Origin of the sequence: Primorskyibacter marinus (assembly GCF_003313245.1) — a bacterium.
Taxonomy (GTDB): domain Bacteria; phylum Pseudomonadota; class Alphaproteobacteria; order Rhodobacterales; family Rhodobacteraceae; genus Primorskyibacter; species Primorskyibacter marinus.
The window spans coordinates 79,562-106,518 of sequence record NZ_QJSD01000012.1 but is presented as its reverse complement, the minus strand read 5'-3'; the positions used below and the strand labels follow the sequence as shown (position 1 = coordinate 106,518).

General features: G+C 61.3%; 28 protein-coding genes, 1 tRNA gene and 1 riboswitch. Of the genes, 14 read left to right on the top strand and 15 right to left on the bottom strand.

Translation table 11 applies throughout. The features are described from left to right. On the top strand, nt 1-298 hold a 298-nt coding region (locus DMZ65_RS14140; protein ID WP_198662703.1), incomplete at its 5' end, for an ATP-binding protein. Nucleotides 299-420: 122 nt separating this feature from the next. Here the strand turns inward: DMZ65_RS14140 and DMZ65_RS14135 are convergent. Then, nucleotides 421-510: transfer RNA gene (locus DMZ65_RS14135), tRNA-Ser, on the bottom strand. A gap of 669 nt (nt 511-1,179) precedes the next feature. Between DMZ65_RS14135 and DMZ65_RS14130 the strand changes: the two genes are divergently transcribed. Together DMZ65_RS14130 and DMZ65_RS20045 are read left to right on the top strand one after the other, a co-directional pair. Beyond that, nucleotides 1,180-1,404 (top strand): DDE-type integrase/transposase/recombinase, encoded by a 225-nt coding sequence (locus DMZ65_RS14130; protein WP_116599523.1) that lies wholly within the window; start codon nt 1,180-1,182, stop codon nt 1,402-1,404. Between the two features lie 95 nt (nt 1,405-1,499). Then, the gene (locus DMZ65_RS20045) at nt 1,500-1,634 is read left to right on the top strand and encodes a hypothetical protein (RefSeq protein WP_269801564.1); all 135 of its coding nucleotides are present in this window, start codon (nt 1,500-1,502) and stop codon (nt 1,632-1,634) included. Nucleotides 1,635-1,641: 7 nt separating this feature from the next. Here the strand turns inward: DMZ65_RS20045 and DMZ65_RS14125 are convergent, their stop codons facing one another. Then, on the bottom strand, nt 1,642-2,628 hold the full coding sequence (locus DMZ65_RS14125) for a 2-hydroxyacid dehydrogenase (RefSeq protein WP_116599538.1): 987 nt from the start codon (nt 2,626-2,628) through the stop codon (nt 1,642-1,644). Nucleotides 2,629-2,739: 111 nt separating this feature from the next. Between DMZ65_RS14125 and DMZ65_RS14120 the strand changes: the two genes are divergently transcribed. Together DMZ65_RS14120 and DMZ65_RS14115 are read left to right on the top strand one after the other, a co-directional pair. Then, nucleotides 2,740-3,231 carry an SH3 domain-containing protein gene (locus DMZ65_RS14120; protein WP_116599522.1) on the top strand — a complete coding sequence of 164 codons (492 nt, stop codon included), beginning with the start codon at nt 2,740-2,742 and terminating at the stop codon, nt 3,229-3,231. Nucleotides 3,232-3,497: 266 nt separating this feature from the next. Beyond that, nucleotides 3,498-3,956 (top strand): NUDIX hydrolase, encoded by a 459-nt coding sequence (locus tag DMZ65_RS14115; protein WP_116599521.1) that lies wholly within the window; start codon nt 3,498-3,500, stop codon nt 3,954-3,956. 40 nt (nt 3,957-3,996) lie between these two features. Here the strand turns inward: DMZ65_RS14115 and gnd are convergent, their stop codons facing one another. Together gnd and ychF are read right to left on the bottom strand one after the other, a co-directional pair. After that, nucleotides 3,997-5,394 carry an NADP-dependent phosphogluconate dehydrogenase gene (gnd, locus tag DMZ65_RS14110; RefSeq protein ID WP_116599520.1) on the bottom strand — a complete coding sequence of 466 codons (1,398 nt, stop codon included), beginning with the start codon at nt 5,392-5,394 and terminating at the stop codon, nt 3,997-3,999. Nucleotides 5,395-5,623: 229 nt separating this feature from the next. Next, the gene (gene ychF, locus DMZ65_RS14105) at nt 5,624-6,721 is read right to left on the bottom strand and encodes a redox-regulated ATPase YchF (RefSeq protein WP_116599519.1); all 1,098 of its coding nucleotides are present in this window, start codon (nt 6,719-6,721) and stop codon (nt 5,624-5,626) included. A 194-nt stretch (nt 6,722-6,915) separates the two neighbouring features. Between ychF and trpA the strand changes: the two genes are divergently transcribed. Both trpA and DMZ65_RS14095 read left to right on the top strand, forming a co-directional pair. Next, the gene (trpA, locus tag DMZ65_RS14100; RefSeq protein ID WP_116599518.1) at nt 6,916-7,707 is read left to right on the top strand and encodes a tryptophan synthase subunit alpha; all 792 of its coding nucleotides are present in this window, start codon (nt 6,916-6,918) and stop codon (nt 7,705-7,707) included. A gap of 84 nt (nt 7,708-7,791) precedes the next feature. Then, entirely contained in the window at nt 7,792-8,955 is a 1,164-nt protein-coding gene (locus tag DMZ65_RS14095) for an alpha-hydroxy acid oxidase (protein ID WP_116599517.1), read from the top strand. 10 nt (nt 8,956-8,965) lie between these two features. On the opposite strand, the gene DMZ65_RS14090 is transcribed toward DMZ65_RS14095, so the two are convergent. After that, nucleotides 8,966-10,132, bottom strand: a complete 1,167-nt coding sequence (locus DMZ65_RS14090; RefSeq protein ID WP_116599516.1) for an MFS transporter — start codon at nt 10,130-10,132, stop codon at nt 8,966-8,968. Nucleotides 10,133-10,364: 232 nt separating this feature from the next. Here DMZ65_RS14090 and DMZ65_RS14085 point away from each other — a divergent pair, with 232 nt between their 5' ends. From DMZ65_RS14085 to DMZ65_RS14075, 3 genes are all read left to right on the top strand, one after another. Next, the gene (locus DMZ65_RS14085; RefSeq protein ID WP_116599515.1) at nt 10,365-11,012 is read left to right on the top strand and encodes a 50S ribosomal protein L25/general stress protein Ctc; all 648 of its coding nucleotides are present in this window, start codon (nt 10,365-10,367) and stop codon (nt 11,010-11,012) included. A 133-nt stretch (nt 11,013-11,145) separates the two neighbouring features. Beyond that, complete coding sequence (pth, locus tag DMZ65_RS14080; protein WP_116599514.1) at nt 11,146-11,865, top strand: aminoacyl-tRNA hydrolase; 720 nt, start codon at nt 11,146-11,148, stop codon at nt 11,863-11,865. Nucleotides 11,866-12,034: 169 nt separating this feature from the next. After that, nucleotides 12,035-12,412 (top strand): DUF2237 family protein, encoded by a 378-nt coding sequence (locus tag DMZ65_RS14075; protein ID WP_116599513.1) that lies wholly within the window; start codon nt 12,035-12,037, stop codon nt 12,410-12,412. A 111-nt stretch (nt 12,413-12,523) separates the two neighbouring features. On the opposite strand, the gene trpB is transcribed toward DMZ65_RS14075, so the two are convergent. After that, the gene (gene trpB / locus DMZ65_RS14070) at nt 12,524-13,753 is read right to left on the bottom strand and encodes a tryptophan synthase subunit beta (protein ID WP_116599512.1); all 1,230 of its coding nucleotides are present in this window, start codon (nt 13,751-13,753) and stop codon (nt 12,524-12,526) included. Nucleotides 13,754-13,809: 56 nt separating this feature from the next. Here trpB and rpsA point away from each other — a divergent pair, with 56 nt between their 5' ends. From rpsA to DMZ65_RS14050, 4 genes are all read left to right on the top strand, one after another. Next, complete coding sequence (gene rpsA / locus DMZ65_RS14065) at nt 13,810-15,789, top strand: 30S ribosomal protein S1 (protein ID WP_269801563.1); 1,980 nt, start codon at nt 13,810-13,812, stop codon at nt 15,787-15,789. A gap of 518 nt (nt 15,790-16,307) precedes the next feature. Continuing rightward, a complete protein-coding gene (ihfB, locus tag DMZ65_RS14060) occupies nt 16,308-16,589 on the top strand; it encodes an integration host factor subunit beta (protein WP_084353407.1) in 282 nt (93 codons plus the stop codon). A gap of 5 nt (nt 16,590-16,594) precedes the next feature. Then, nucleotides 16,595-16,945, top strand: coding sequence for a lipopolysaccharide assembly protein LapA domain-containing protein (locus tag DMZ65_RS14055; protein WP_084353408.1), 351 nt, complete (start codon nt 16,595-16,597; stop codon nt 16,943-16,945). Nucleotides 16,946-16,955: 10 nt separating this feature from the next. Beyond that, the gene (locus tag DMZ65_RS14050; RefSeq protein WP_116599511.1) at nt 16,956-17,600 is read left to right on the top strand and encodes a phosphoribosylanthranilate isomerase; all 645 of its coding nucleotides are present in this window, start codon (nt 16,956-16,958) and stop codon (nt 17,598-17,600) included. A 24-nt stretch (nt 17,601-17,624) separates the two neighbouring features. Here the strand turns inward: DMZ65_RS14050 and cmk are convergent, their stop codons facing one another. The 9 genes from cmk to DMZ65_RS14005 form a co-directional block, all read right to left on the bottom strand. Beyond that, the gene (cmk, locus tag DMZ65_RS14045) at nt 17,625-18,242 is read right to left on the bottom strand and encodes a (d)CMP kinase (protein ID WP_116599510.1); all 618 of its coding nucleotides are present in this window, start codon (nt 18,240-18,242) and stop codon (nt 17,625-17,627) included. A 48-nt stretch (nt 18,243-18,290) separates the two neighbouring features. Then, on the bottom strand, nt 18,291-19,643 hold the full coding sequence (gene aroA / locus DMZ65_RS14040) for a 3-phosphoshikimate 1-carboxyvinyltransferase (protein ID WP_116599509.1): 1,353 nt from the start codon (nt 19,641-19,643) through the stop codon (nt 18,291-18,293). A gap of 85 nt (nt 19,644-19,728) precedes the next feature. Beyond that, nucleotides 19,729-20,460, bottom strand: coding sequence for a tRNA (guanine(46)-N(7))-methyltransferase TrmB (gene trmB, locus DMZ65_RS14035; protein ID WP_116599508.1), 732 nt, complete (start codon nt 20,458-20,460; stop codon nt 19,729-19,731). A gap of 84 nt (nt 20,461-20,544) precedes the next feature. Next, nucleotides 20,545-21,387, bottom strand: coding sequence for a DUF1353 domain-containing protein (locus DMZ65_RS14030; protein WP_157960636.1), 843 nt, complete (start codon nt 21,385-21,387; stop codon nt 20,545-20,547). 263 nt (nt 21,388-21,650) lie between these two features. Continuing rightward, the gene (metK, locus tag DMZ65_RS14025; protein ID WP_116599506.1) at nt 21,651-22,832 is read right to left on the bottom strand and encodes a methionine adenosyltransferase; all 1,182 of its coding nucleotides are present in this window, start codon (nt 22,830-22,832) and stop codon (nt 21,651-21,653) included. Nucleotides 22,833-22,838: 6 nt separating this feature from the next. Then, nucleotides 22,839-22,886, bottom strand: a riboswitch (SAM-SAH riboswitch). Between the two features lie 38 nt (nt 22,887-22,924). After that, nucleotides 22,925-24,418 (bottom strand): apolipoprotein N-acyltransferase, encoded by a 1,494-nt coding sequence (lnt, locus tag DMZ65_RS14020; RefSeq protein ID WP_232824998.1) that lies wholly within the window; start codon nt 24,416-24,418, stop codon nt 22,925-22,927. After that, nucleotides 24,411-25,343, bottom strand: a complete 933-nt coding sequence (locus DMZ65_RS14015; RefSeq protein ID WP_116599537.1) for a transporter associated domain-containing protein — start codon at nt 25,341-25,343, stop codon at nt 24,411-24,413. Before DMZ65_RS14015 ends, lnt begins: the two co-directional genes overlap by 8 nt. Before the next feature lie 23 nt (nt 25,344-25,366). After that, the gene (gene ybeY / locus DMZ65_RS14010; protein WP_116599536.1) at nt 25,367-25,873 is read right to left on the bottom strand and encodes an rRNA maturation RNase YbeY; all 507 of its coding nucleotides are present in this window, start codon (nt 25,871-25,873) and stop codon (nt 25,367-25,369) included. A 50-nt stretch (nt 25,874-25,923) separates the two neighbouring features. Beyond that, nucleotides 25,924-26,907, bottom strand: a complete 984-nt coding sequence (locus DMZ65_RS14005; RefSeq protein ID WP_116599504.1) for a PhoH family protein — start codon at nt 26,905-26,907, stop codon at nt 25,924-25,926. Nucleotides 26,908-26,957 lie beyond the last annotated feature (50 nt).

The window sequence follows — 26,957 nt, the reverse complement described above, 5'->3', positions numbered from 1 at the left end:
GCGGATCAAGGAACAGGCCGAAGGCAATGCCGGGAAGATCATCCGGCAGCTATCGGCCCTGGACTGCGTCATCATCGACGAGTTGGGCTACATCCCGTTCCCAAAGTCTGGCGGCGCATTGCTGTTCCATCTGATCAGCGAGCTCTATGAGAAGACCAGCGTCATCATAACCACCAATCTGGAGTTCGGAGAGTGGGTCTCGGTCTTCGGCGATGCCAAAATGACAACCGCGCTTCTGGATCGCGTAACCCATCATTGTGCCATAATCGAGACTGGCAACATTGTCAGAAGAACGTAGTATTTGCCTTTGTTCAAAGCCAGTGATGTAGCGGGGTAGCTCGACACTCGTATCCTCCAAGGTATCCTCCGTGAGATACTCCAAGAGTCTAATATATTGAGATAAAATACAATAAAGAAGGGTGGCGGAGACGAAGGGATTCGAACCCTCGAGACCCTTCCGGGCCTACTCCCTTAGCAGGGGAGCGCCTTCGACCACTCGGCCACGTCTCCGTCGACGCGTATAGCCAAGGGAACATGGGGGTTACAAGGCGAAACTGCCCTTATTTGCAAAAAACTCCCTACGGTCAGAAACCTGCTCAACGTGCGTTGAGAGGCACTGTACAGTGCCGCTTTGGGCAAGGTCTGGTCAATTTCCCTTACAGCAAAAGCGGCTTCGCTTTGGCAAGGGTTCGGTTGCTGCGGCGAAAACTTCCGCTTGGCACCCAAGCGGCCAGCAAAGTTGGTCACGCGTACCGTGGCGCTGTTCGATCGTCATTTCCGTCCGGCCAACCACGAACCAAGTGTCCCAACATGTTGAACGCACGCAAAACGGCAAGCCGTGACAAAGCCACCATGGTCGAGATCGAACCATTTCCAAGGATGAAACCGGGCTTTTCCCTTCGAAGATGCTGCGTTCATCCCAGTTCTGACGTGCTCCGATTTCGTGCTACGCCAGTTTTCGAACTGTCTTGGCAATGCCTACCGCATTATCGGTGCCTTTACGAAATACCCGTTCTTGGTAGCCGCCAGATCGCCGCATATTCGCCTAGAAATGGGTCCACGCAGGCCGGTATCGGGTTCGACGTCTGATGGGGATCATGGGAGTGAGGCTATCTACAAAGGCCCAAATACGCGCAAGACGCATCCCCAGCAGCCGAACTATCCCTATTTCTCCGGAAGCTGCCAGTAACGCACCCGAACCATGTCTGGGGTAGCGACATAACCTGTGTCCCGGTGCGGCGCGGGTTCCTTTATCTGGTGTCTATCAAGAACTGGACGACGCGTAAGGTGCTGGCGTGGCGGGTCTCCAACGCGCTGGATGCGCGCTTTGGCGTTGAGACGCTGAAAGAGGCCATCGCCAAATACGGCAAACCCGAAGCCATGAATACCGATCAAGGATCGTAGTTTACCGGATCGGTCTGGATTACGACCCTGACAGAGGCCAAGATCAAGATCTCAATGCCTCTCGGTGTTTGCTTGCAAACACCTGACGGTAATAGATGGACGAGGGCGATACCTTCATGGAACGGTTCTGGCGGCCCCTCTGGCAAGAGGCTGTCTACCTGCACGAATTGCAGAGGAATACAGGTCAACGCGTCATCGACAACTGGACCGGGTTATACGATGCCGAGTGACCGCCGGTCACAGCATGGCGGGCACGACCCGATCGGGTGGGCGGTGACCGTCGGCGAAGGTTTTGATATTGATAATGACCTTTTCGCCCATCTCTACCCGGCCCTCCTGTGTGGCGGACCCCATATGCGGAAGCATCACCACATTGGGCAGATTGCGCAGGTCGGGGTTGGACTGCGAACCTTGCTCGTAGACATCAAGCCCTGCGCCCGCGATCTCGCCTGCCTTTAGCATGCGGGTCAGGGCCGGCTCGTCGATCACTTCGCCGCGCGAGGTGTTCACAACCACGGCGCTGGGTTTCAGCAGCTTCAGCCGCCGGGCATTCAACAGGTGAAAGGTGGACGGGGTGTGCGGACAGTTCACGCTGATGACATCCATCCGCGCGACCATCTGATCGAGGCTTTCCCAATATGTTGCCTCGACCTGTTGCTCATTTTCGGGACGCAGACGGCGGCGATTGTGGTAATGAATCTGCATGCCGAATGCCTGCGCCCGGCGCGCGACCGCCATTCCGATCCGCCCCATACCCAGGATGCCCAGGCGACGCCCGCCAAGGCGTCCGCCAAGAAAGGCGGTCGGTGCCCAGCCGTTCCAGTCCCCGGTCTGCATTACCGCCAGCCCTTCGGGCAAACGTCGGGTGACAGCGAGGATCAGGGCAAGCGTGATGTCCGCGGTATCTTCCGTCACGACGCCGGGCGTGTTGGACACCAGAATGCCGCGTTGCCGTGCCGTGTTCACGTCAATATGATCAATACCGGCACCGTAATTCGCGATCAGGCGCAGCCGGTCACCGGCCTGGGATATCAACGCGGCGTCGATCTGATCGGTCACGGTCGGAACCAGAATATCGGCTTCTTTCACTGCCGCGACCAGTTCCGCTCGCGTCAGAGGCGTATCATCGTCCCGCAGACGGACATCGAAAAGTTCTTTGAGCCGGGTTTCAACCACTTCAGGCAAGCGTCGCGTCACGACAACACTCAGGCGTTTTGATGGCATCATGCACTCCTGCTTCTTCCAAACCCGCGTAGCTTTTGGCACAGTGGCGCAAGCAGCGACGGGGCACAAGAACCCTGCGCGAAAAACACATGCGCAACCGGGGCAAGTCGAATGAAACCCATCGGATTAGGGCTTATCCTCGCGGTATTGCTGGGGGTTTCGGCATATGCGCAAGAGCGTGGGCCGGTGACGAACCTGCCGGTGCCGAGATTTGTCTCGATGAAGGCAAGCGAAGGCAATGTCCGGCGCGGTCCATCGCTGACACACCGCATCGACTGGGTGTTCAAACGGCGCGACATGCCGCTGGAAATCACCGCCGAATATGGCCATTGGCGCCGGGTGCGCGACCGTGACGGCGCGGGCGGTTGGGTGCATTATTCGCTTCTGTCCGGGGTGCGCACGGTTTTGGTGGAACGCGAAATGCTTGATCTGCGCATACGCCCCGATGACGACGCCCAGGTCGCGGCCCGGCTGGAAATGGGCGTCATCGCGCGGCTCAACGAATGCACCCTGAAATGGTGTCAGCTTAGCGCGGGCGGCTACAACGGCTGGGCACCTAAAGCCGACCTGTGGGGCGTAAAACCGGACGAGCTGCGCGACTAGGCGCGGCCTCGGGCTGTTTGATCGCGAAGGTCGTTTTGATCCCGCTGACACGGGCCGCACCTTCCCGCGTAGTGGCAGCACGCCAGACAAGGCGTGGTTCATCCGGCTGGATTTTTGTTTAGCAAAGCCCTATAATTAACTATGTAGAAACTAAAATCTTAAGAAATATTGTAGTTGTTAAAGCCCGACAGGGCGCAAGCAGCCGAACCAGACAAGCAACAGGTTGCGTAAAATAGTGGTCTGGAAAAGACCCAAGGAGCAGAAGAATGAAGCGGAGGGGCGAACAAATCGCCGCGCTGCCCATAAGGTGCGACGAAAAAGGCAAGATCAGCGTATTGATGGTGACCTCTCGCGAGACAAAGCGATGGGTTTTGCCCAAGGGCTGGATCATGGACAACAAGAAACCCTGGGCAGCGGCCGAGATTGAAGCGCTGGAAGAGGCAGGTGCCGAAGGGTTCATCGCCGACGAAGAGCTGGGCATTTACCACTACGACAAGGTTCTGAACGACAAGAAGACGCTGCGTTGCAGGGTCCGGGTCTACCCGATGATGGTCAAGAAGCTGAAGCGCAACTGGAAAGAGCGGGACGAGCGCAAGCGCCACTGGTTCACCCCTAAAGCGGCCGCCAAACGGGTGCATGAACCCGAGCTGTCAGAGCTTCTGCTCAAGCTAAACAAGAAGCCGCATAAGGAACCCAGCGTCAAAATGGTGCTCAAGGCCTCCTGACTTTTGGCAGACGGGCTGGCAGCGCCAAGGCGTATCCGGCTTATTCCGCCCAAGGTCCGTGCTGATCCTTGCGACCGTCAAAACGCTCGAACCCATGCAGGCCAAAGAAATCGCGCTGACCCTGGATCATGTTCGCTGTGCCACGCGCCGTGCGCATTGCATCGAAATAGGCCAGCCCTGCCCCCAGTGCCGGCAGCGCCACGCCATGTGCAACGCCTGTGGCAACGACCTGCCGCAAGGCTGCATGGCTTTCCTGGATCCGTTTCGTGAAATGCGGCGCGAACATCAGGTTGCGGCTGCTCCCCTCTGCCAATGCCGTCGCCATATCGTCCAGCATCGCCGAACGGATGATACAACCCGCCCGCCAGGTCCGTGCAATCGTTGGCAGGTCCAGCGCCCAGCCATATTGCTCTGACGCCGCCGCGATCATCTCGTAGCCTTGCGCGTAACACAGGATCTTGCCGCAGATGAGCGCGTTTTCCAGCGCGTCTTCGGTCGGTGCGGCATCGCCCATTGGCACCGGTCCAGCGCCAAACAGGCGTTCGCCTTCGGCCCGCGCATCGCGGCGGGATGACAGGTTGCGCGCGACCACCGCGGCCTCGATGCAGGGAATGGGGGCGGCCAGATGCTGCGCCTCGATCGCGGTCCAGCGGCCGGTGCCCTTCTGGCCCGCCGCGTCGACGATGACCTCCAGCAGCGGTTTGTCGGTCTCCTTGTCGGTGGCCCCTGCGACCTTGCCCGAGATCTCGACCAGATAGCTTTGCAACGGACCCTCGTTCCAGCGGTTGAAGACACGGGCAACCTGATCGGGACCATAGCCCATGCCATCGCGCAAGATGCCGTAGATCTCGGCAATCATCTGCATATCGGCATATTCGATACCGTTATGGACGGCCTTGACGAAATGTCCGGCCCCCTCCTCGCCCATCCAGTTGGCGCAAGGCGTGCCGTCAAACTTTGCGGCGATGGCGGTCAGGATGGGCGCGACCCGGTTCCAGTCGGCACGCTTGCCGCCCCCCATGATCGCCGGCCCGTGGCGTGCGCCATCTTCTCCGCCCGATACGCCAATGCCCAGAAACGGCCCAGAGCCATCGCGCGACCGGCGATTGGTGTCGTGGAAATTGGCGTTGCCCGCATCGATGATCAGATCATCCGGCCCCAGAAGCGGCCTCAGCGCCGCGATCTGGTCGTCCACCGCCTGCCCCGCCGGCACCATCAAAATGATCGCGCGTGGCTCTGCAATGGCCTCGACCAGCGCCTCCAGCGTTTCGGTCGGCGTGATCCGCGCGGCAAGCTGCCCGGCAGAAGCGTGAAACTCCTGCGTGACGCTGGTCGTGCGGTTCCAAACCGCAATGTCAAAGCCGTGATCCGCGATATTGAGCGCCAGCGCCGCCCCCATGGTTCCCAGGCCGATCAGGCCAATCTCTGCTTTTGACATGGGTGTGGATCTCCTGACTGTCTTGTGGCGGTCGATACGGCGCTGCGGGTCGAACGAGTGATACCCGTCCCGGCCCCCGAGCCGGGGCCTCGCGGGACAGGTGACGCACCTGTCGTTCACCCCAACTGTTAGCGCCACCGCTCCCGATGGTCAAACCGGCGCATCACGGCATCAACTCAGCGCGCACAGGTCCGCTTGCACACGCTGCGCCAAAACAGCCGGGCAGCACTCAGGTATTGAAGAGGAAGTGCAGAACGTCGCCGTCCTTGACCACATAAGCCTTGCCCTCGGCGCGCATCTTTCCGGCCTCCTTGGCGGGCTGTTCACCTCCCAAGGCGACGAAATCGTCAAAGGCAATGGTCTCGGCGCGGATGAAGCCTTTTTCAAAATCGCCGTGAATCACCCCTGCGGCCTGCGGCGCGGACGTCCCCTGACGGATTGTCCAGGCGCGTGCTTCCTTTGGGCCGACGGTGAAATAGGTCTCAAGATGCAGCAGTTCATAGCCCGCGCGGATCAGTCGGTCCAACCCCGGTTCTTCCAGCCCCATCTCAGACAGGAACATCTCGGCTTCCTCATCTTCAAGCTGGCTGATTTCTTCTTCGATCTGCGCCGAGATGATGACGTGTGAATTGCCCTCGGCGGCGGCCATCTCGGCCACGCGCGCGGAATGGGCGTTGCCTTCGCCGGCGTCTTCCTCGGACACGTTGCAAACATACAAAACCGGCTTGGTGGTCAAAAGTTGCAACATTTTCCAGGCCCGTTGGTCTTCGGCATCCACATTGACCGTGCGGGCGGGTTTGCCGTCTTCCAGCACCGCCAGCGCCGCCTTCAACAGCCGTTCCTGCTGCACCGCTTCCTTATCGCCGCCGCGCACCTTGCGCGTGAGGTTTTGCATGCGTTTCTCGATGGAATCGATATCGGCGAGCATCAGCTCTGTCTCGATGGTCTCGGCATCCGCAACCGGATCGACGCGGTTCTCGACATGCGTGACATCACCATCCTCGAAACAGCGCAGCACATGGGCAATGGCATCGACCTCGCGGATGTTGGCAAGGAACTGGTTGCCCAAGCCTTCCCCTTTCGACGCCCCCTTCACCAGACCGGCAATGTCGACAAAGGTCATCCGGGTGGGAATGATCTGGCGGCTGCCTGCAATCGCGGCAAGCTTGTCCAGCCGCGCATCGGGCACCGCGACCTCGCCGACATTGGGCTCGATCGTGCAGAACGGGAAGTTCGCCGCCTGCGCCGCAGCGGTGCGGGTCAACGCATTGAACAAGGTCGACTTGCCCACATTCGGCAGGCCCACAATTCCCATCTTGAATCCCATGACATATCTTTCCCAGCTAGGTTTCCCGCGCCTTCTAGAACCAAGCCCGGCGCGCTGCAACACATGCTGCTGTCATTCGCAATGACAACCGGCACCAAAGCCGCCGCACAAGCCCCCTGTGCAGACGTCAGAGCGTCTTGATTTCCTCGCGCCAATTCGGCACATCGGTCAGGAACTTCCCGAAAGGACCGCCCATGACCCGCATCGACGCCAAATTCGCCGCCCTGAAGGTTGAGGGCAAGAAAGCATTTGTCGCCTATGTCATGGCAGGCGATCCCGATTACGACACATCCCTGGAATTGATCCGGGGTCTGCCGGCCGCGGGCGTCGATATCATCGAGATGGGGCTGCCCTTCACCGACCCAATGGCGGACGGCGAGACGATCCAACTGTCGGGCCAGCGCGCGCTTGAAGGCGGCATGACGCTGAAACGCACCTTGCAGATGGCGCGCGCGTTCCGCGAGACCGATGACACCACGCCGATCGTGCTGATGGGTTATTACAACCCGATCTACAATCACGGGGTGGACACGTTTCTTGACGATGCCAAGGTTGCGGGCATCGACGGTCTGATCGTCGTCGATCTGCCCCCCGAAGAGGATGAGGAACTGTGCATCCCTGCGCAGGCCGCCGGGCTGAACTTCATTCGTCTGGCCACGCCCACCACGGATGACAAACGCCTGCCCAAAGTGCTTCAGAACACCTCGGGCTTTGTCTATTATGTCTCGATCACCGGCATCACCGGTGCGGCGGCGGCAGAGGCCGGCGATGTCGGACCGGAAGTCGCGCGGATCAAGGCGCAGACCGACCTGCCGGTGATTGTGGGCTTTGGCATCAGAACCCCCGAAGCCGCCGAAAGCATCGCCAGCATCGCCGATGGTGCGGTTGTCGGCTCTGCCATCGTGGGCGCGCTGGCCGATGGCAAACCGGTCAAGGATGTGCTGAGTTTTGTGAAAACACTGTCGGACGGGGCCCATCGCGCCTGACAAGGGCCGTCATGACAAATGCCGCATTGCGCGTCGGCGCGGGCATTGGTAACAAAACCTCACCAATCCTTCGGAGACTCTGCCATGCCCGTCATCACCAGCATCGAAGACCTCAAGCGCATCTATAAGCGCCGCGTCCCGAAGATGTTCTACGATTACGCTGAATCGGGCAGCTGGACAGAGCAGACCTTCCGCGACAACTGTTCCGACTTCGATCAGATCCGCCTGCGGCAACGTGTGGCTGTCGACATGACCGGGCGCAGCACACAAAGCGAGATGATCGGCGAGAAGGTCAGAATGCCGGTGGCGCTCGCCCCGGTTGGGTCGACCGGCATGCAATGCGCCGATGGCGAGATCAAGACCGCCCGTGCGGCCGAGGCGTTCGGCGTGCCCTTCACCCTGTCGACCATGTCGATCAACTCGATCGAGGAAGTGGCCGAAGCGACGACCAAGCCGTTCTGGTTCCAGCTTTACACCATGAAGGACCTCGATTTCACCTCGCGCCTGATCGAACGGGCGCGGGCGGCACGGTGTTCCGCGCTGGTCATCACGCTGGATCTGCAAATCCTCGGGCAACGGCACAAGGATCTGAAAAACGGCCTGTCGGCCCCACCGAAACTGACCCCGACCACGATGCTGAACCTCAGCACCAAATGGGGCTGGTGCATGGGGATGGCGGGCGCAAAACGCCGCAATTTCGGCAATCTGGTCGGCCATGTGCATGGCGTGAAGGATCTGGCAAGCCTCGCGTCTTACACGGCGGAACAATTCGACCCGGCGCTTGATTGGGACAAGGTGGCCAAGCTCAAGGAACAATGGGGCGGCAAGGTGATCCTCAAGGGTATTCTGGATCCCGAAGATGCCAAGATGGCGCTGAAAGTCGGTGCCGATGCGATTGTCGTGTCAAACCACGGCGGGCGGCAACTGGACGGCGCGCTCAGCTCCATCCGCATGCTGGACCCGATCCTGCAAGCCGTCGGCGATGACGCCGAGGTGCATCTGGACAGCGGCATCCGCTCCGGTCAGGACGTGCTGAAGGCGCTGGCGATGGGGGCCAAGGGCACCCATATCGGCCGCGCCTTTGTCTACGGTCTGGGGGCCATGGGTCAGGAAGGCGTGACCAAGGCGCTGGAAGTGATCGAGAAAGAGCTGGATGTCTCGATGGCGCTGTGTGGACGCCGCCGGATGGACGAGCTGGACCGCGACATTCTGCTGATCCCCGAGGATTTCGAGGGCCGCTGGCAGTAGCGCCAGACCGCTACTCTGCCGCTACGGGCCGCGCTGTCGAAGCCCGCATCAGGGTCAGGACCGACGGGATGATCGTCGCCACCAGCATCGCGGTGGCGATGAACGCCATCCGCAACCCCAGATGCTCGGCAATCAGCCCCATCATCGACGGCCCGATGAAAAATCCGACAAACCCCACCATCCAGGCGCGTGAAATCACCAGCGACCGCTGATCGGGCCGCACCAACCGGCCCAACAGAGAATTGGCGCAAGGCACGATCACCGCCATGCCTGCCCCCATCACCGCGACGCCCGCAATCGCCATCGGCACATTGACGGCCAGTGCAATCGTCAGCGCCCCCACGACGCCCAGGATCGCTGACCACAGGATCAACGGCCCCTCGCCCAGCCAGCGCGCGGCCGCCTGTCCCAACAGCCGGATCACGCCCATCGCCAGCCCCAGCATCGACGGGCCGAACCCGCCCGTGCCTTCGGCCGCGCCAAGCGTGCGCTCGATCAGCAAGGCGGACCAGGCCTCGGTCGCGTTCTCGCCGATGAAGGATGCAAACAGGATGCCGCCGGTCAGCAAGATCAGCATCCAGGGCATATGCGCGGGCTGCGACGTGTCGGGCGGCGGCGATCCGCGCCACGCGCGCCCTTCATGCATGAACACCGCAAGCGCCAGCCCCGCCAGCGCCATCACCGGCAGGATCTGGTCCGGGCCATAGCCTGCGCGCCGTGCAATCCCCGTCACCAGCGCGCCGCCCGCAAAGGCAAAGGAAAACATCGCGTGGTTGACGTTCATCAACGGCATGTTGTGGCGTTCTTCCAGAACCGAGATGCGGACATTGGCGCTGACATCCAGCAACGCCACCATCAGCCCCGAAAACAGCATCGCCGCTGCAAATGAGGCAAAACCATCCGCCAAACTTAGCAGCAGATACCCCCCGACCAGAAGCGCGCCCGAGACAGGCAGCACCCGCCGTCCCAGCAGCGCGCCGATCCGCGGGCTGAGATACATCGCCACAAAACCGCCCAGGGCGGAAAACAACAGCGCCAGGCCCATATCCGCATCGCTGAGGCCAGCCGCTTGCTTGAGATCGGGAACAGAGGCTGCAAACGTGCCCCAGAACGTCCCCACTGCGGTCAGCGCAAGCATCGGCGCGCGCGACACCGCGATCGCTTTGCTATATGACATCAGAATCCCTTCACGGCATTTCCCGGCCTGCCGCCTCGTCGCTGCAAGACTGGTCCGACATTGCCCGCATGTGGTACATGGCTGCACACGCGCTGCAAAGTAACATATTAAAGCGCTTTGGAAAGCGTGCTTTCGAATCGACTTTCCAACCTGGGGGAATTGCCCTATACGCGCGGCTTCACGCGGGGTTACAGCCTTGGAGGAACCCCGCCTTTATTTATGGAGACTACAAATGGCTGGTGAGATCCCTGATCTTCACGCCCAGGAACGCACGGGGACGGGCAAGGGCGCCGCTCGCGCTGCACGTCGTGCAAAAATGGTTCCGGGCATCGTATTTGGTGGCGACAAAGAGCCCCTGGCAATTCAAGTTCCTTTCAACGAACTGCTCAAGCGCCTGAAAGCAGGCCGCTTCAAGTCCACGCTGTTCAACCTGAAGGTTGAAGGCCAGGAAGACGTCCGCGTGATCTGCCGCGACGTGCAGCGCGATGTGGTCAAGGATTTGCCGACGCATTTCGACCTGCTGCGCCTGCGCCGCACCACGCGCCTCAACCTGTTCATTCCGGTTGAATTCGTCGGCCATGAAGAATGCCCCGGCCTGAGCAAAGGTGGCGTTTTGACCACTGTTCGCCCGGAAGTGGAACTGAACGTGCAGGCGGGCGACATTCCCGACCACATCACGGTCGATCTTTCCGGCAAGGATATCGGCGACGTGATGCATATCGACGAGGTCGATCTGCCCAAGGGTGCGAAGGTCACGGTTGATCGTAACTTCGTGATTGCCAACCTGTCCGCTCCGTCGAGCCTGAAATCCTCTGGCGATGATGACGAAGAAGAAGTCGCAGCCGACGAGGTTCCGGCAACCGAAGTCGAAGAGAGCTGATCCCAGCCTCAACGAGCCAGGTATCGCGGCCCCTGCCCTTGTGGCGGGGGCCGTTTGCGTTTGTCGCACGGCTTTTCTTCGCGCGCGTCCCGGCCTATGTAGCCATGAGAGCACAGTACAGGGGACAAAACCCATGAAACTCTTTGTCGGCTTGGGCAATCCGGGCACGAAATATGCCAACACACGGCATAATATCGGCTTTATGGCGGTTGATATAATCCAGTCGGATCATGGGTTTGCACCGTGGAAATCGAAGTTTCAGGGCAAGATCAGCGAAGGCAAGCTGGGGACTGAAAAGGTGCTTTTGCTAAAGCCCGAAACCTTTATGAACCTGTCGGGGCAATCGGTGGGCGAGGCGATGCGGTTCTACAAGCTGGACCCTTCGGATGTCTGCGTTTTTCACGACGAGCTGGACCTCGCGCCTGGACGGGTGAAGGTCAAGTCCGGTGGCGGGCATGCCGGGCATAACGGTTTGCGCTCGACGCATGGCCATATTGGCGAGGCTTATCAACGGGTTCGCCTTGGTATTGGCCATCCCGGCCGCAAGGAATTGGTCTCAGGCTATGTGCTGCATGACTTTGCGCGGGCCGATGCGGGCTGGCTGGACGATCTGATGCGCGGCATCTCGGACGGCGCGGCGTCGCTGGCGGCAGGTGATGCGGGGCGGTTCATGAATGCGGTCGCGTTGCGAATGGCACCGCCCCGCAAGGCGACGGGCACCGGACCAGATGGCGGAAAGACAGCGGCAAGGAAACCTGAGAAGGTCGCTCAAGCCTCTGAAGCGAAAACAGAAAATACAGAGACGCCTGACAGGCGCAGCGCATTGCAAAAACTGGCGGATCGGTTCCGGTAGCTGGGGTCGGCTGCGGCGCGCGGAGACGTTGCACGTCAAAGGCAAAGACACAGCCCAGTGCTGCATCGGCTCTGGCCGGATCAACCCTGATTGGTGTAACATCAAAACCAATCAACCCCACGTTTAGCTTACACACAGGCAGATGCCAGACCCGGACGGAGGATAGCTAATGAAGAAAGATCCTGAAATCAATGTCTTGGGTGGCGTTCTGGAGAGCTGTTCGACCTCGCCGCTGACGGGGTATTTCCGCGACGGGGCCTGCAATACCTGCGCGCAGGATCAGGGCAGCCACACGGTTTGCGCGGTGATGACGGCGGAGTTTCTGGCCTATTCGAAATATGTCGGCAACGATCTGTCGACCCCGCAACCGCAGTTTTCCTTCGCAGGCCTGAAGCCCGGTGATCGCTGGTGCCTGTGCGCGGGGCGGTTTCTGCAAGCGCATGACGAGGGCTGCGCGCCCAAGGTGCGCCTGACCGCGACCCATATCCGGGCCTTGGACATCGTGCCGCTGAGCGTGCTGGAGGCGCATTCGTCCGACACGGTTTGACGCCTTTTGTGCCTTTTGTACGCCTCAAACGTACAAAAGGCCCCGAGGGCGAAATTCAGGCCGACATTCAGGGACAAGACCCCGGTTCGCAGAGCGACCGGGGTGGGTGTCTTACGGCTCGGCGCTCATGTCGAAACCGAGATGGCGCGCCACGGTGAAGATGTCCTTGTCGCCGCGCCCGCACATGTTCATGCAGATGATGTGATCCTTTGGCAGGTCCGGCGCGATCTTCATCACATGGGCCAGCGCGTGGCTCGGTTCCAGCGCGGGGATGATGCCCTCCATCTCGCAGGACAGCTGGAACGCTTCCAGAGCCTCGGCATCGGTGATCGAGACATATTGCGCGCGACCCGTATCATGCAGCCAGCTGTGTTCCGGGCCGATGCCGGGATAATCGAGACCGGCGGAGATCGAGAAGCCTTCGAGGATCTGGCCGTCATCGTCCTGCAACAGATAGGTCCGGTTGCCATGCAGCACGCCGGGACGCCCGCCGGTCAGCGAGGCGCAATGTTCCATCTTGTCATTGACGCCCTTGCCGCCGGCCTCGACCCCGATGATGTTCACGGATGGTTCATCAAGGAACGGGTAGAACAGGCCCATCGCGTTGGACCCGCCGCCGATGGCGGCGATCAGCGTGTCGGGCAAGCGGCCCTCTTGTTCGTGCAACTGCTCGCGCGCTTCCTTGCCGATGATGGATTGAAAATCGCGGACCATCGCCGGATAGGGATGCGGGCCTGCCACCGTGCCGATACAGTAGAACGTGTCGCGCACATTGGTCACCCAGTCGCGCAGCGCATCGTTCATCGCGTCCTTCAGCGTGCCACGGCCAGACGTGACGGGCACGACCTCGGCACCCAGAAGCCGCATCCGGAACACGTTGGGCGCCTGCCGTTCGACATCATGCGCGCCCATATAGACCACGCATTTCAGGCCGAACTTGGCACAGACCGTTGCGGTGGCCACGCCGTGCTGGCCCGCGCCGGTTTCGGCAATGATCCGCGTCTTGCCCATGCGCCGCGCCAGAATGATCTGGCCCAGCACGTTGTTGATCTTATGCGCGCCGGTATGGTTCAGCTCGTCGCGTTTGAAATAGACCTTGGCACCGCCCAGATGGTTGGTCAGGCGTTCGGCAAAATACATCGGGCTGGGACGGCCGACATAATGGGTCCAGAGATCGTTCATCTCGTCCCAGAAGGACTGATCGGTTTTCGCCCGTTCGTACTGTTCCTCAAGTTCGAGGATCAGCGGCATCAGGGTTTCGGACACGAACCGGCCGCCGAACTTGCCAAAACGGCCGTTTTCGTCGGGCCCGGACATGAAGCTGTTGAAGAGATCGTTCATCGGATGCGCCCCGTGTTATTCGTGCCCATACATAACGTCCCCGTCCGGCGAAGGAAATGGCCACAGGATGTGTTTTTCCTCTCCCCTGCCCGTCTGTCCGCCGATCCGCCGCAGCCCCGCCCCCGATCCATGCACTACATGGTTGTGCATCCCCTTCATCCCGGTTATACCGCGCGCGTCGACAAGGTGAAATTGCCGCGCAACATCGAGATCGAGCAGGGTCGGAACCACCGGCCCTCTTTGTTTTGCGGTTTGTCTGTAGACCAATCCGATCCGCCGCAAGCGCGGACATCATCAAGACCGGCGGAGACAACCGCTCGGCCAGAAAACATCTTAAAGGATCTGAGCGCCACATGGCTGAAAATACATCTATGGAGGAATTCGAAGCCCTCTTGAACGAAAGCTTCGAAATGGACACACCCGATGAGGGGACTGTCGTCAAGGGCAAGGTCATCGCCGTAGAGGCAGGCCAGGCCATCATCGACGTAGGCTACAAGATGGAAGGCCGCGTCGATCTTAAAGAATTTGCAAACCCCGGCGAAGCGCCCGAAATCAATGTCGGCGACGAAGTCGAGGTTTTCCTGCGGTCCGCGGAAAACTCGCGCGGCGAAGCGGTCATCAGCCGTGAGATGGCCCGCCGCGAAGAAGCCTGGGACCGTCTGGAAAAGGCCTATGCCGACGACGAGCGTGTCGAAGGTGCGATCTTTGGCCGTGTCAAAGGCGGCTTTACGGTCGATCTTGGCGGCGCGGTTGCGTTCCTGCCCGGTTCTCAGGTCGATGTGCGCCCCGTGCGCGATGCCGGCCCGCTGATGGGTCTCAAGCAGCCGTTCCAGATCCTGAAAATGGACCGTCGTCGTGGCAACATCGTTGTTTCGCGCCGTGCGATCCTGGAAGAATCCCGTGCCGAACAGCGCGCCGAAGTCATTGCCAACCTCACCGAGGGTCAGGCCGTGGACGGCGTGGTCAAGAACATCACCGAATACGGTGCGTTTGTTGACCTGGGCGGCGTAGACGGCCTGCTGCACGTCACCGATATGGCATGGCGTCGTGTCAACCACCCTTCCGAGATCCTGTCGATCGGCGAAACCGTCAAGGTTCAGGTCATCAAGATCAACAAGGAAACCCACCGTATCAGCCTGGGCATGAAGCAGCTTCAGGAAGATCCGTGGGATATGGTTGCCGCCAAGTTCCCGCTGGAATCCGTGCATACCGGCCGCGTGACCAACATCACCGATTACGGTGCGTTCGTCGAACTGGAGCCCGGTGTCGAAGGTCTGGTTCACGTCTCGGAAATGTCCTGGACCAAGAAGAACGTGCATCCCGGCAAGATCGTTTCGACCTCCCAGGAAGTCGAAGTCATGGTTCTGGAAATCGATCCGGCCAAGCGCCGCGTTTCGCTGGGTCTCAAGCAGACCATGCGCAACCCGTGGGAAGTCTTTGCCGAAACCCATCCCGAAGGCACGCATGTCGAGGGCGAGGTCAAGAACATCACCGAATTCGGTTTGTTCATCGGTCTCGAAGGCGAGATCGACGGCATGGTTCACCTGTCCGACCTCAGCTGGGACCAGCGCGGCGAAGAAGCCATTCAGGAATACCGCAAGGGCGATATCGTTCAGGCGGTTGTGTCCGAGGTTGATGTCGAGAAAGAGCGTATCTCGCTGTCGATCAAGGCACTTGGTGGCGACAAGTTCGCAGAAGCGGTTGGCGGCGTGAAGCGCGGATCCATCGTGACTGTCGAAGTGACCGCGATCGAAGATGGCGGCATCGAAGTGGAATATGAGGGCATGAAATCCTTCATCCGCCGCTCTGACCTGTCGCGTGACCGTTCCGAACAGCGCCCCGAGCGTTTCTCGGTCGGCAACAAGATCGACGTGCGCGTGACAAACGTGGACGCCAAGACCCGCAAGCTGGGCCTGTCGATCAAGGCCCGCGAGATTGCCGAAGAGAAAGAAGCAGTGCAGCAGTACGGCTCTTCCGACTCGGGTGCATCGCTTGGCGACATCCTGGGTGCGGCGCTGAAAACCGGCGACGAATAAACCCTAGGGTTGCACAAGATGACGAAAGGCCCCGGCACAGCGCCGGGGCCTTTTTCGTTAGCGTCTCGGAATTCCGTCAGGGGCATTGGCGGCCCTCACATCAGAATAGTATTTCTGCGCAGCCTGATCGCCGTTGCGCCGGCAGTGCCCCCGTTGCGACACCCCCGTCAGCCCCGATGATTCCAGTTCGTCCACGAACGTCGTTCAGAAACGGGTGACTGGTCCCATGCAAAATTTCTGCGCTACAATAAGACCTCGGATTATGTCCGAAATAACGTCGCATGATTGTATACGAATCAAGTGCTGTCCGCAGGGCGTTATATGCCCAACAGCAGCGATGCCGCAATGCAGCATCGCGCTTGCAAGGCCGGTCCGACGCGTGTCTGGCGGTAGGCGGTGAGGCACATGACAATTATTCGCCCCCCAACGCCCGGAAAACATTTCCTTTTTGCGCGTTTGATCCTATAGTTATCGGGATAAACGAGAACGGTGGGGCATGCCCGAGGGGGGCAACATATATGATCCGGTCGGAGCTAATCCAGAAGATCGCGGATGATAATCCGCATCTTTATCAACGTGATGTAGAGCGGATCGTGAATACGATCTTTGAAGAGATTACCAACGCGATGGCACGCGGAGATCGCGTCGAACTGCGCGGCTTTGGTGCCTTTTCCGTCAAGAAAAGGGATGCGAGGGTGGGACGTAACCCGCGCACCGGAGAGTCGGTCGATGTCGAGGAGAAACATGTGCCCTTCTTCAAGACCGGCAAGCTGCTGCGCGACAGGCTGAACGGAAAGTAAACTTCATGCGCTACATTCGCTATGCCTTCCTGGGCGCTATGGCCATCGTGCTGATTGCCGTGGCTCTGGCCAATCGCGGCTTTGTCACGCTGCGGCTTTTGCCTGCGGAACTGGCCGATTTGCTGGGTCTGACCCATTCCATCCAACTGCCGCTGTTCATCGTGATTTTCGGCGGGATTGCCGCAGGCCTGCTGATCGGTTTCTTCTGGGAGTGGCTGCGCGAGCACAAGGTGCGTGCAGAGGCCAACCGCAAAGCGTCCGAGGTCAAGAAGCTGGAGCGCGAGCTGCGCCGTGTCAAAGGCCAGCGCGACGAAGGCAAGGACGAGGTTCTGGCCATTCTCGACGAGGCGCGCTGAGCCTGCGATCATGCCTGACATTCGTGTAAAGATATGTGGTCTCGGCACCGAGGCCGACATCAAGGCCGTGTCCGATGCGGGTGCGGCCTATGCCGGTTTCGTGTTCTTCCCGAAATCCCCGCGCAACGTGACGGTGACGCAGGCGCGCGCGCTTGCCTTGCTGACGCCGCCCGGATTGGCGAAGGTCGCGCTGGTGGTCAACGCCGAGGATGCGCTGCTGGACGAGATCACCGATCAGGTGCCGCTGGATATGTTGCAGCTTCATGGTCGCGAGACGCCTGAACGAGTGCAGGAAATTCGCGCGCGTTACGGCCTGCCGGTGATGAAGGCGGTCGGGGTTGCGTCGGAAGAGGATCTGCCCGCGCTGGACAGCTATGGCCGTGTGGCCGACCAGCTTCTGGTCGATGCCAAGCCGCCGAAAGGGGCCGATTTGCCGGGCGGCAACGGGCTTGCCTTTGACTGGCGGCTGATCGCCGGACGGCGCTGGCCGGTGCCGTGGATGCTGGCAGGCGGGCTGACGCCCGCGAACGTGGCGCTGGCGGTTCAGATGACCGGGGCGCGGCAGGTGGATGTGTCCTCTGGCGTGGAAAGCGCGCCGGGCGTGAAGGATGCCGCCAAAATCGCGGCGTTTGCAAAGGCTGTGCGGGGGATCTAGGCCAAGGTGACTAGGCCTGTGCCTCTAGGCCTGCGTTGCGCCTTTTTGGGTCACAGCGGCAATCGCGGCGGCAACGGCATCGTCGATGCTCATGCTCGATGTGTCGATTTGCACGGCATCCTCGGCCGGAAGCAATGGTGCCGCCGCCCGGTCCATGTCGCGCGCATCGCGTTCGCGGACATCGGCAAGGACGGTTTCAAACGTGGTCTCCAGCCCCCGGTCAAGCAATTCGCGAAAGCGGCGTTCGGCGCGCACCTCGGCGCTGGCGGTGACGAACAGCTTGGCCTCGGCATCGGGGCAGATCACCGTGCCAATGTCGCGCCCGTCCAGCACGGCCCCGCCGTCGCGCCGGGCAAAGGCGCGCTGGAAATCGACCAATGCGGCGCGCACCTCGGGGATCACTGCGACCCGGCTGGCGGCCTGTGCGACGTCTGGCGTGCGCAGATCATCCGCGTCCAGATCCTCGGCCAGCAGAGAGGTTGCGGCCTGCAACGGGTCAACCCCGTCCAGCATCCGCCGCCCGACCGCCCGGTAAAGAAGGCCGGTATCGAGATGGGCATAGGCGAAATGCGCCGCCACGGCCTTGGAGAGTGTGCCCTTGCCTGCGGCTGCCGGCCCGTCGATTGCAATGGTGAAAGCCAATAAAAATTCCCCCTGAATGAGGTTGTAAAACCGCCTGCGCGGCGCGCGTCAGGCCCCCGACCGTTCGATCTGCGCCCCGAGCTGCGTCATCAACGGCTCGAATATCGGGAAGGAGGTCGCAATCGGCCCGCCATCATCGACCCGCACGGGGGTTTGCGTGGCAAGCCCCATCACCAGAAACGCCATGGCGATTCGGTGGTCAAGATGGCTTTGCACCTCGGCCCCGCCGGGCGCGCTGCCCGGCCCCTGCCCTTCGACGGCATACCAGTCTTCGCCTTCCTCAACCTGCACACCATTGGCTTGCAGGCCCGTCACCATCGCATCGATGCGGTCACATTCCTTGACGCGCAATTCCTTGACGCCGGCCATCAGCGTGCGGCCCTTGGCAAAGGCGGCGACGACCGACAGCACCGGGTATTCGTCGATCATGCTGGCGGCCCGGTCGGTCGGCACCTCGATGCCACGCATGTCGGGCGAGTAGCGCGCACGCAGATCGGCCACGGGTTCGCCGCCCTCTTCACGCTCATTCTCGTAAGTCAGGTCAGCGCCCATGTCGCGCAGGGTGGTGAACAGGCCCGCGCGGGTGGGGTTCAGCCCGATATTGGGCACCAGCACATCCGAGCCTTCGCAAATCAGCGCGGCGCAGACCGGGAAGGCGGCAGAGCTTGGGTCACGCGGCACGGTGATGTCCTGCGGCTTCAGCTCCGGCTGGCCGGTCAGGGTAATGACGCGGCCTTCATCGGTGACGTCGGTGGTGATCTCGGCACCGAAACCGGCCAGCATCCGTTCGGTGTGATCGCGGGTGGCTTCCTTCTCGATCACGACGGTCTGGCCGGGGGCGTTCAGCCCCGCCAGCAGCACGGCGGATTTCACCTGCGCGGATGGGACGGGTGTGGCATAGCGCACCGGCACCGGGTCCGCAGCCCCCACGATTGTCATCGGCAGACGGCCACCGGCACGCCCCACCGCCTGCGCGCCGAACAGCGCCAGCGGATCGGTGACACGCGCCATAGGCCGCGAATTGAGGCTGGCATCGCCGGTGAAGGTGGCAGAGATCGGCGTGGTGGCCATGGCCCCCATGATCAGGCGCACACCGGTGCCCGAATTGCCGCAATCAATGACATTGTCCGGTTCGGCAAAACCGCCGGCACCCACGCCCTGCACGCGCCAATTGCCGCCGCCCAGATCCTCGACCTCGGCCCCGAAGGCGCGCATGGCCTTGCCGGTATCCAGCACGTCCTGCCCTTCAAGAAGGCCGGTGATGCGCGTCTCGCCCACGGCCATTGCGCCAAGGATCAGCGAACGATGCGAAATCGACTTGTCCCCCGGTACGTTTGCCTCTCCGACAAGCGGACCGGACTTGCGCGACATCATCGGGATCGGGGTGCCATGTGCAGACATCTGAAGACCTTTGCGTGAACTGCGAGTTGGTCGTCTGATAGCGCAAGCGGAAGGGGGCGTAAATCACCTGTCGTGCGGCCCTTGGTCAGCCTTTCGTTCGGCGGAAGGTCAGATAATGCGGCTTGCGGCCTTCGCGCAGGGCTTTCTGCTCGTAGCGGGTGGGAATCCAGTCCTCCCACGGGGTGCGCCAGTCCTGCGGGCGTTCGGCCAGCCAGTCGAAACCAAAGCGTGGAACCTGCTCCAGAGTCTGGCGTACATAATCGGGAATATCCGTCGCCACGCGGAAGATCGCACCGGGTTTCAGCACGCGGGCCAGTGGTGCGAGGTGATCGGGCGTCACGAACCGGCGGCGGTGGTGACGCTTTTTCGGCCAGGGATCGGGATAGAGCAGAAAGGCACGGTCGATGGAGGCCTCTGGCAGCACGTCGAACATATCGCGCGCATCGCCGGGATGAACCCGCAGGTTGGTGGCCCCCGCATCACGGATCTTGCCCAGCAACATGGCGACGCCGTTGATATAGGGTTCGCAGCCGATGATGCCGGTGCCGGGGTTGCGCACGGCCTGATGCACCATGTGCTCGCCACCGCCAAAGCCGATTTCCAGCCAGACCGGGGCATCGCCAAACAGGCCCGGCAGGTCCAGAGGGTTGCGGTCCGGGTTGGTTTCCCAGTCCACCGCGCCGGGCGACAGCGCATCAAGGTCTTCCTGAAGATACGCTTCCTGACTGGGCCGCAGGGCTTTGCCCTTGAAACGGCCATAAAAGTTGCGCCACGGGGCGCCTGAAGGGTGCGTATCACGCCTGTCCTGTCCGGTCATGGGCAGAGCGTCTAGCGCGGTGCGGCGCGCAGCGCAATGCCGGGCGACCCAATGTTGACACTGACAGCCCAGTTAGCGGCCAGCTTAGCGGGCAGCGCGGGTCACATCTCTGGAAGTGGCCAGACCGTCGGCAGAATTCGCGTCAGTCAACGCCAAGGTGCCGCCGTCTTGTCTAGCAGGCCCGTCGATGCGTTCGTCACCCGCGATGCCGGCACCGTTGCCAGTGCCACTGTCCCGAGCGCCCGCGCCCGTTTCGGCGCGGTCATTCCGGCTATTGTTGTCGCCATCCTCGTTGGCAGGCACCCATTCTTCAATCAGCCGAAGTTCCAGCCAATTCAGATAGGCAAGCAGCTCTGGCATCGTCGGATCGTTTTCATCAATGTAAGTCCGGGTCTTGATCATCGCATCCTTGAGATAGGCATCCGGCACCATATCCAGACGCTTATTCGGGCTGTTCCAGCGCGGACCGCCCAGATAGACGGCGGCAAACATCACTTTCGCACGGCCTGCCTCGGTGCCGCCGACGCGCAGGGCATCGTAGAACATGCGGTGCACTTCCTGCCAGGGGGCCGAGTGATATTCGGGCAGCTGCTCGTTTCCGATGCCGCAATAGGCGTCGTGGATTGCTGCGGCGTTGACAAATTCCTGCGACCTGGGTGCCCCGACAATCGGCACGAAAATCCGTGGAATCGACGCGCCATCCGTCAGCGTGCGCTCTGGCGCGACCCAGCGACGCTGCGCGACATCAACGAATTCAAGCCGCTCTGCGGTCGGATAGAAATCCGCAAGACGCGAGCCGATACGGACGCTGTCGTTTTGCAGCTTCACGGGGCTGTTGATGAACTGGCAACTGTCAGAGGACGGCCCTTCGCATTGATCCGCCGCAAGCGCCTGCCGGGTATCAAGCTGTTCTTTTGTTGTCAGCATCGGGCCACAGCCCAGAAGGCCTAGAAAAATTGCGGAGAATGCAGAAATTCGCAACATGCGCACACCAAATTAACCAAATATTAAGATTTGGCGTACGATAGGCGAAGGCCCTTGCGGGGATCAACCCCAAACGATTGTCCGAATTTCTTGCAGGCTTGGGAGACTTTGCCGGGCAGAACCGGCGCAGATATTGCCATTCCCGATGGCACGAACCGGGAATGGCACCTGCCCCGCTTCGCGGGACAGGCGGATCTCTTTGCGTTTCAGACCGCCTTGTTCAGCGCGTCGATCAGATCGGTGCGTTCCCAGCTGAAACCGCCGTTAGCGTCAGGCTCGCGGCCAAAGTGACCATAGGCCGCGGTGCGTTGATAAATTGCTTGATCCAGCTTCAGATGCTCGCGAATGCCGCGCGGGCTGAGATCCATGATCCTGGGGATCGCGGCCTCGATCGCGGCAGGCTCGATCGCGCCGGTGCCATGCGTGTCGGCATAGATCGACAGCGGCCGGGCAACACCAATGGCATAGCTGAGCTGTATGGTGCAGCGTTCGGCCATGCCTGCGGCGACAACGTTCTTGGCCAGATAACGCGCGGCATAGGCGGCGGACCGGTCCACCTTGGTCGGATCCTTGCCGGAAAACGCGCCGCCGCCATGGGGTGCGGCCCCGCCATAGGTGTCCACGATGATCTTGCGCCCCGTCAGGCCCGCATCACCGTCCGGCCCGCCGATGACGAAAGTGCCTGTCGGGTTGACCCACCATTGGGTCTTTTCGGTGATCCAGCCAGAGGGCAGCACTTCGCGGATATAAGGTTCAACAATGGCGCGGATATCGTCCTTGGTCTGGCTTTCTTCGGCATGCTGGGTGGACAGCACGATCGACATGACCTCGACCGGTTTGCCATCCTCATAGCGCAGCGAGATCTGGGATTTGGCATCGGGGCGCAATGTGGGTTCGGTGCGGTCCTTGCGAACCTCTGCCAGCCGCCGCAGGATGGCGTGGCTGAACTGGATCGGCGCGGGCATCAGCGCATCGGTTTCGTTGGTGGCATAGCCGAACATGATGCCCTGATCGCCGGCGCCCTCTTCCTTGCCTTCGGCGGCATCCACACCCTGCGCGATATGTTTGGACTGGGCATGAAGCAGGTTCGTCACTTCAAGCGTCTTCCAGTGGAATTTATCCTGCTCATAGCCGATATCGCGAACGCATTCGCGCACGACGCTGGCCATGTCGTCGCTCAGTTTTCGCGCCTTGTCCTCGTCGGACAGGCGGACCTCGCCGCCGATGATGACACGGTCGGTGGTGGCGAAGGTTTCGCAGGCGACCCGCGCCGAGGATTCTGCTGTCAGGAACGCATCCAGGATTGCGTCGGAAATCCGGTCGCAAACCTTGTCGGGGTGGCCCTCCGAGACGGACTCGGAGGTGAAGATATAGTTATTTCGCGACATGGGAAGTGCTCCATTGATGTCTGCCGTCACGCCAGGAAGCCGTTGTGACGGGATTTTCAGTTAGGTCGGGATACGTCGGCAGGCGGAGGTGGTCAACGCGAAACGCGGGTTGCCCGCCAGATCGCGCCCAGGCTGAGCAACACCAACAACACCAGCAGGGGACTATCGCCAGTGCGTGAATAAATCGTTGGCGGCAAGGCCGCAGGCAAGGCCGCATCGACATATCCCGCCTGCCCCAATCCCAGGCTGGCCGTCATCCGCCCGCGCGCATCGAACACGGCAGACACACCGGTATTGGCGGCGCGCAGCAATGGCAGACCCTGCTCGATGGCGCGGAACCGGGCCTGAGCAAGATGTTGATAGGGACCGGAATACTGACCGAACCACGCATCATTGGTCAGTTGCAGCAGAAAGCGCGCACGGTCGGTGCCGCGCAGATCCTGCGGAAACACCGCCTCGTAACAGATCAGCGGCAGCGCCTGGCCCAGTTTGCCAAGATCAAGCAATCGCGGCCCCGGACCGGAGCCATACCCGCCATCGACGCGCTGCGCCAAGGCCTCTATCCCGAGGGACCGAAACAGGCCGGGCAAGGGCATGTATTCGCCAAAGGGCACGAGGTGATGCTTGTCGTAGATCTGCGTGACGGTGCCGCTGCCATCCAGCACGATGGCAGAGTTATAATAGGTGAAATCCTCTTCCCGCTGGAGGCCCAGCACAACCGGGACCGGCCCCGCCGCATCCGAGATGATCGCCAAAGCCTCTTCGGCGTGGTTCAGCAAAGTCGGCAGTGCGGTTTCGGACCAGACAATCAGATCGGGGCGCGGATCGGATGCGGCGGCGGTATAATCGACCTGCCGGTTGAAGAAGGTCGGGATCTTGTCGGGATTCCATTTCTCATGCTGGGCGGCGTTGGGCTGGATCAGGCGCACCACGGGCGCATCGGCGTCCGGCGCGATGCTGCCACCCATCCAAGCCCCCGTTCCGATCAGAGCCGCTGTCACCGCGCCAGCGATCAGCACCGGGCCGGCGCGCAAGGTGGCAAGCAGCGCCGCAAGGGCGAACAGCACGAAGCTCAGCCCGTAAGTGCCTATGACAGCGGCCCATTGTACAGCAGGCACGGGGGCCCATGCATATCCCGGCAACCCCCAGGGAAACCCGGTGAGGACCGTGCCGCGCGCGATCTCTGCCAGCGCCCAAAGCGGGACCAGCAACCACAGCCCGCCGCGCAACCGATGCGCCAGCCAGAAGGGCAGCGCCCAGAACAACGCCAGCCCACCCGAAATGCCTGCAAGCGCGAAAGGGGCCATCCATCCGTCCCGCGCGGCGTCCACCATGAACGGTTCGGGAATCCAGCTAAGGGCGAGCGCGAAATAGCCGGTCCCGAAGGCCCATCCGGTCCAGCCCGAGACGCGCGCGGTCAGGGCAGTCCGAAACAGAAAACACCCACCCGCAAAGCACAGGATCGCGACGAAGAGAATGTCCCAAGGGGCCTGCCCCAACGCGGCCCCGGCCCCAAGAGCGGCGGCAAGCGGCAGGCGCCAGAACCAACGATCCTGCCGTCCCACCCGCGCCGTCTGATCAGCCACTTGCAGCCTGTTGTGAGGGCGCTGCCGCTCTGCCCCCCTGCCCGACAGTCGCGCCCGGCAGACGCACGCGCAGACGCTTGATACGGCGCGGATCGGCATCGACGACCTCGAATTCCGCGCCGGACGGGTGCGGCACCATCTCGCCCCGCGCGGGCACATGGCCTGCCAGCACGAAGACCAGACCGCCAAGCGTGTCGATCTCTTCGCGGTCGATCTCTTCGCCATCGGCCAGTTGCAGGTCGATCTCGGCCTCGAACTCTTCCAGCGGGGTCTTGGCCAGCGCCAGATAACAGCCCGGCGTTTCGCGGGTCCAGTTCTGCCCCTCGTCGATGTCGTGTTCGTCCTCGATCTCGCCGATGACCTGTTCGATCAGATCCTCGATCGTGACCAGCCCGTCAACGCCGCCATATTCGTCGATCACCAGCGCCATATGCCTGCGCTCGGTCTGCATCTTGGTCAGCAGCACGCCGATCGGCATCGACGGCGGCACAAACAACAACGGCCGCAGCATCGTGCCGAGATCGAATTCGGTGGTGTTGCCATTGAACCCGTGGCTGAGCGCGAGATCCTTGAGGTGTACCATGCCCACGGGCGTATCCAGCGTGCCGGAAAACGCCGGCAGACGAGTCATTCCACTGTCGCGGAACACCTGCACCAGATCCTTTTTCTCAATTGTGTCGGGAACAGCAACGATGTCCGCCTTGGGGACCATTACGTCTTCGACCCGCATCCGGCGCAGATTGATCATACCGCGCGAGAAAAGCACCGCACTGCCCGCAGGATCGGGGTCGGGCGAGTCTTCATCTGTGTCGTTGGGGCTGAGCGCCCCGATGATGCGGCGGAATAAGCCTTCCGGCCGATCTTGTTGTTCTTCGTCCTGCGCGCGTTGCGCTGCGCTAGAACTTCCGTCTTCGTTGTCGTCCATCATTCCTGTCCAGAGGCGGGCCGTCAGACCCTGTCATCTTCCCTATATGGGTCAGGCAACCCCATGTTGCCAAGTATCTCGCGTTCCAGTGATTCCATCAACGTGGCATCGCGGTCACGCACATGGTCATATCCCAGAAGGTGCAAAACACCATGAACGATAAGATGCGTCACATGATCGCTGAGCGGCTTTCCGGCCTCGGACGCCTCGCGTGCGCAGGTGTCATAGGCGATGGCGATGTCGCCAAGTTCCGGATCAGGGTCCGGGTCGGGCAGTTCCGGCGCGTCGCCGTCGGCCTCGGCACCGCGTTCGTCCGATGGCCAGCTCAGCACATTTGTCGGCTGCGGCTTGTCCCGGAAATCGGCATTGAGCACGGTGATCCGGGCATCATCGGTGGCCAGCAAGGCGATCTCGAATTCCGCAGCGTCCAGCGCCAGCCGGGCAAGAGTTGCCTTCGCCGCCGCCTCGGCCAGCGCAGCAAGCCCGAGCGCCTGCCAGCGGTCATCCTCTATAATCGTGTCGGTCAGCATTGTCTTGTCCATCCAGCCGGGGCATCTGCGCCATGATTGGCGCATCGCCCCTAGCCCTGAGTGTCGCCCTCATAGGCCCTGATGATCGCGGCCACCAGCGGGTGTCGCACAACATCCGCAGAGGTGAAGTAATTGAAGCCGATCTTCGGAATGTCGCTTAGCAGACGTTCGGCATCGGCCAGACCGGACGGCATACCGCGCGGCAGGTCAACCTGCGTGCGGTCGCCGGTGATGACCATGCGGCTGCCCTCGCCCAGACGGGTCAGGAACATCTTCATCTGCATCGTGGTGGCGTTCTGCGCCTCGTCCAGCACCACAAAGGCATTGGACAGCGTGCGGCCGCGCATGAAGGCCAGCGGCGCGATCTCGACCGTCTTTTCCTCCATCATCTTCGCCAATTGCTTGCCGGGCAGAAAATCGTTCAGCGCGTCGTAAAGCGGCTGCATGTAGGGATCGACCTTGTCCTTCATGTCGCCGGGCAGATAGCCCAGCTTTTCACCCGCCTCGACAGCGGGACGCGACAGGATGATGCGGTCAACCGCCCCCGAGATGAACAGGTTCACGCCCACGGCCACGGCCAGATAGGTCTTGCCGGTGCCTGCCGGGCCAATCCCGAAAGCCAGTTCGTTGTTGAAGAGTGACCGCACATAGGCCTTTTGCGCGTCGGTGCGGGGTTCGATCAGTTTTTTGCGGGTCTTGATCTCGACCTTGCCGCCCGAGAACATCTCCATCTGTGCATCGGCACCGGGGGCTGTTTCTTCGGGCGCGTTCATGCGGAACTCGCGGTCGATATCACCGGGATCGACGGTGCGTCCGGCTTCCAGCCGCTGATACAGCGCATTGAGCACCTCTCGCGCCTCGATCTGGGCGCTCTCTTCCCCCAGAATCGCCAGCAGATTGCCACGGCGCACGATCTGCACATCCAGACGTTTTTCGATATCTGCCAGGTTGCGGTCATATTCGCCGCACAGGTCGATCAGCAATCGATTGTCGGGAAATTCAATCAGGACTTCGGTCAATGTGCCTGTATCCACGCAATTCTCCACTGCTGCGAGTCACCTTGATCGTGCCAACAGCTTGTGGG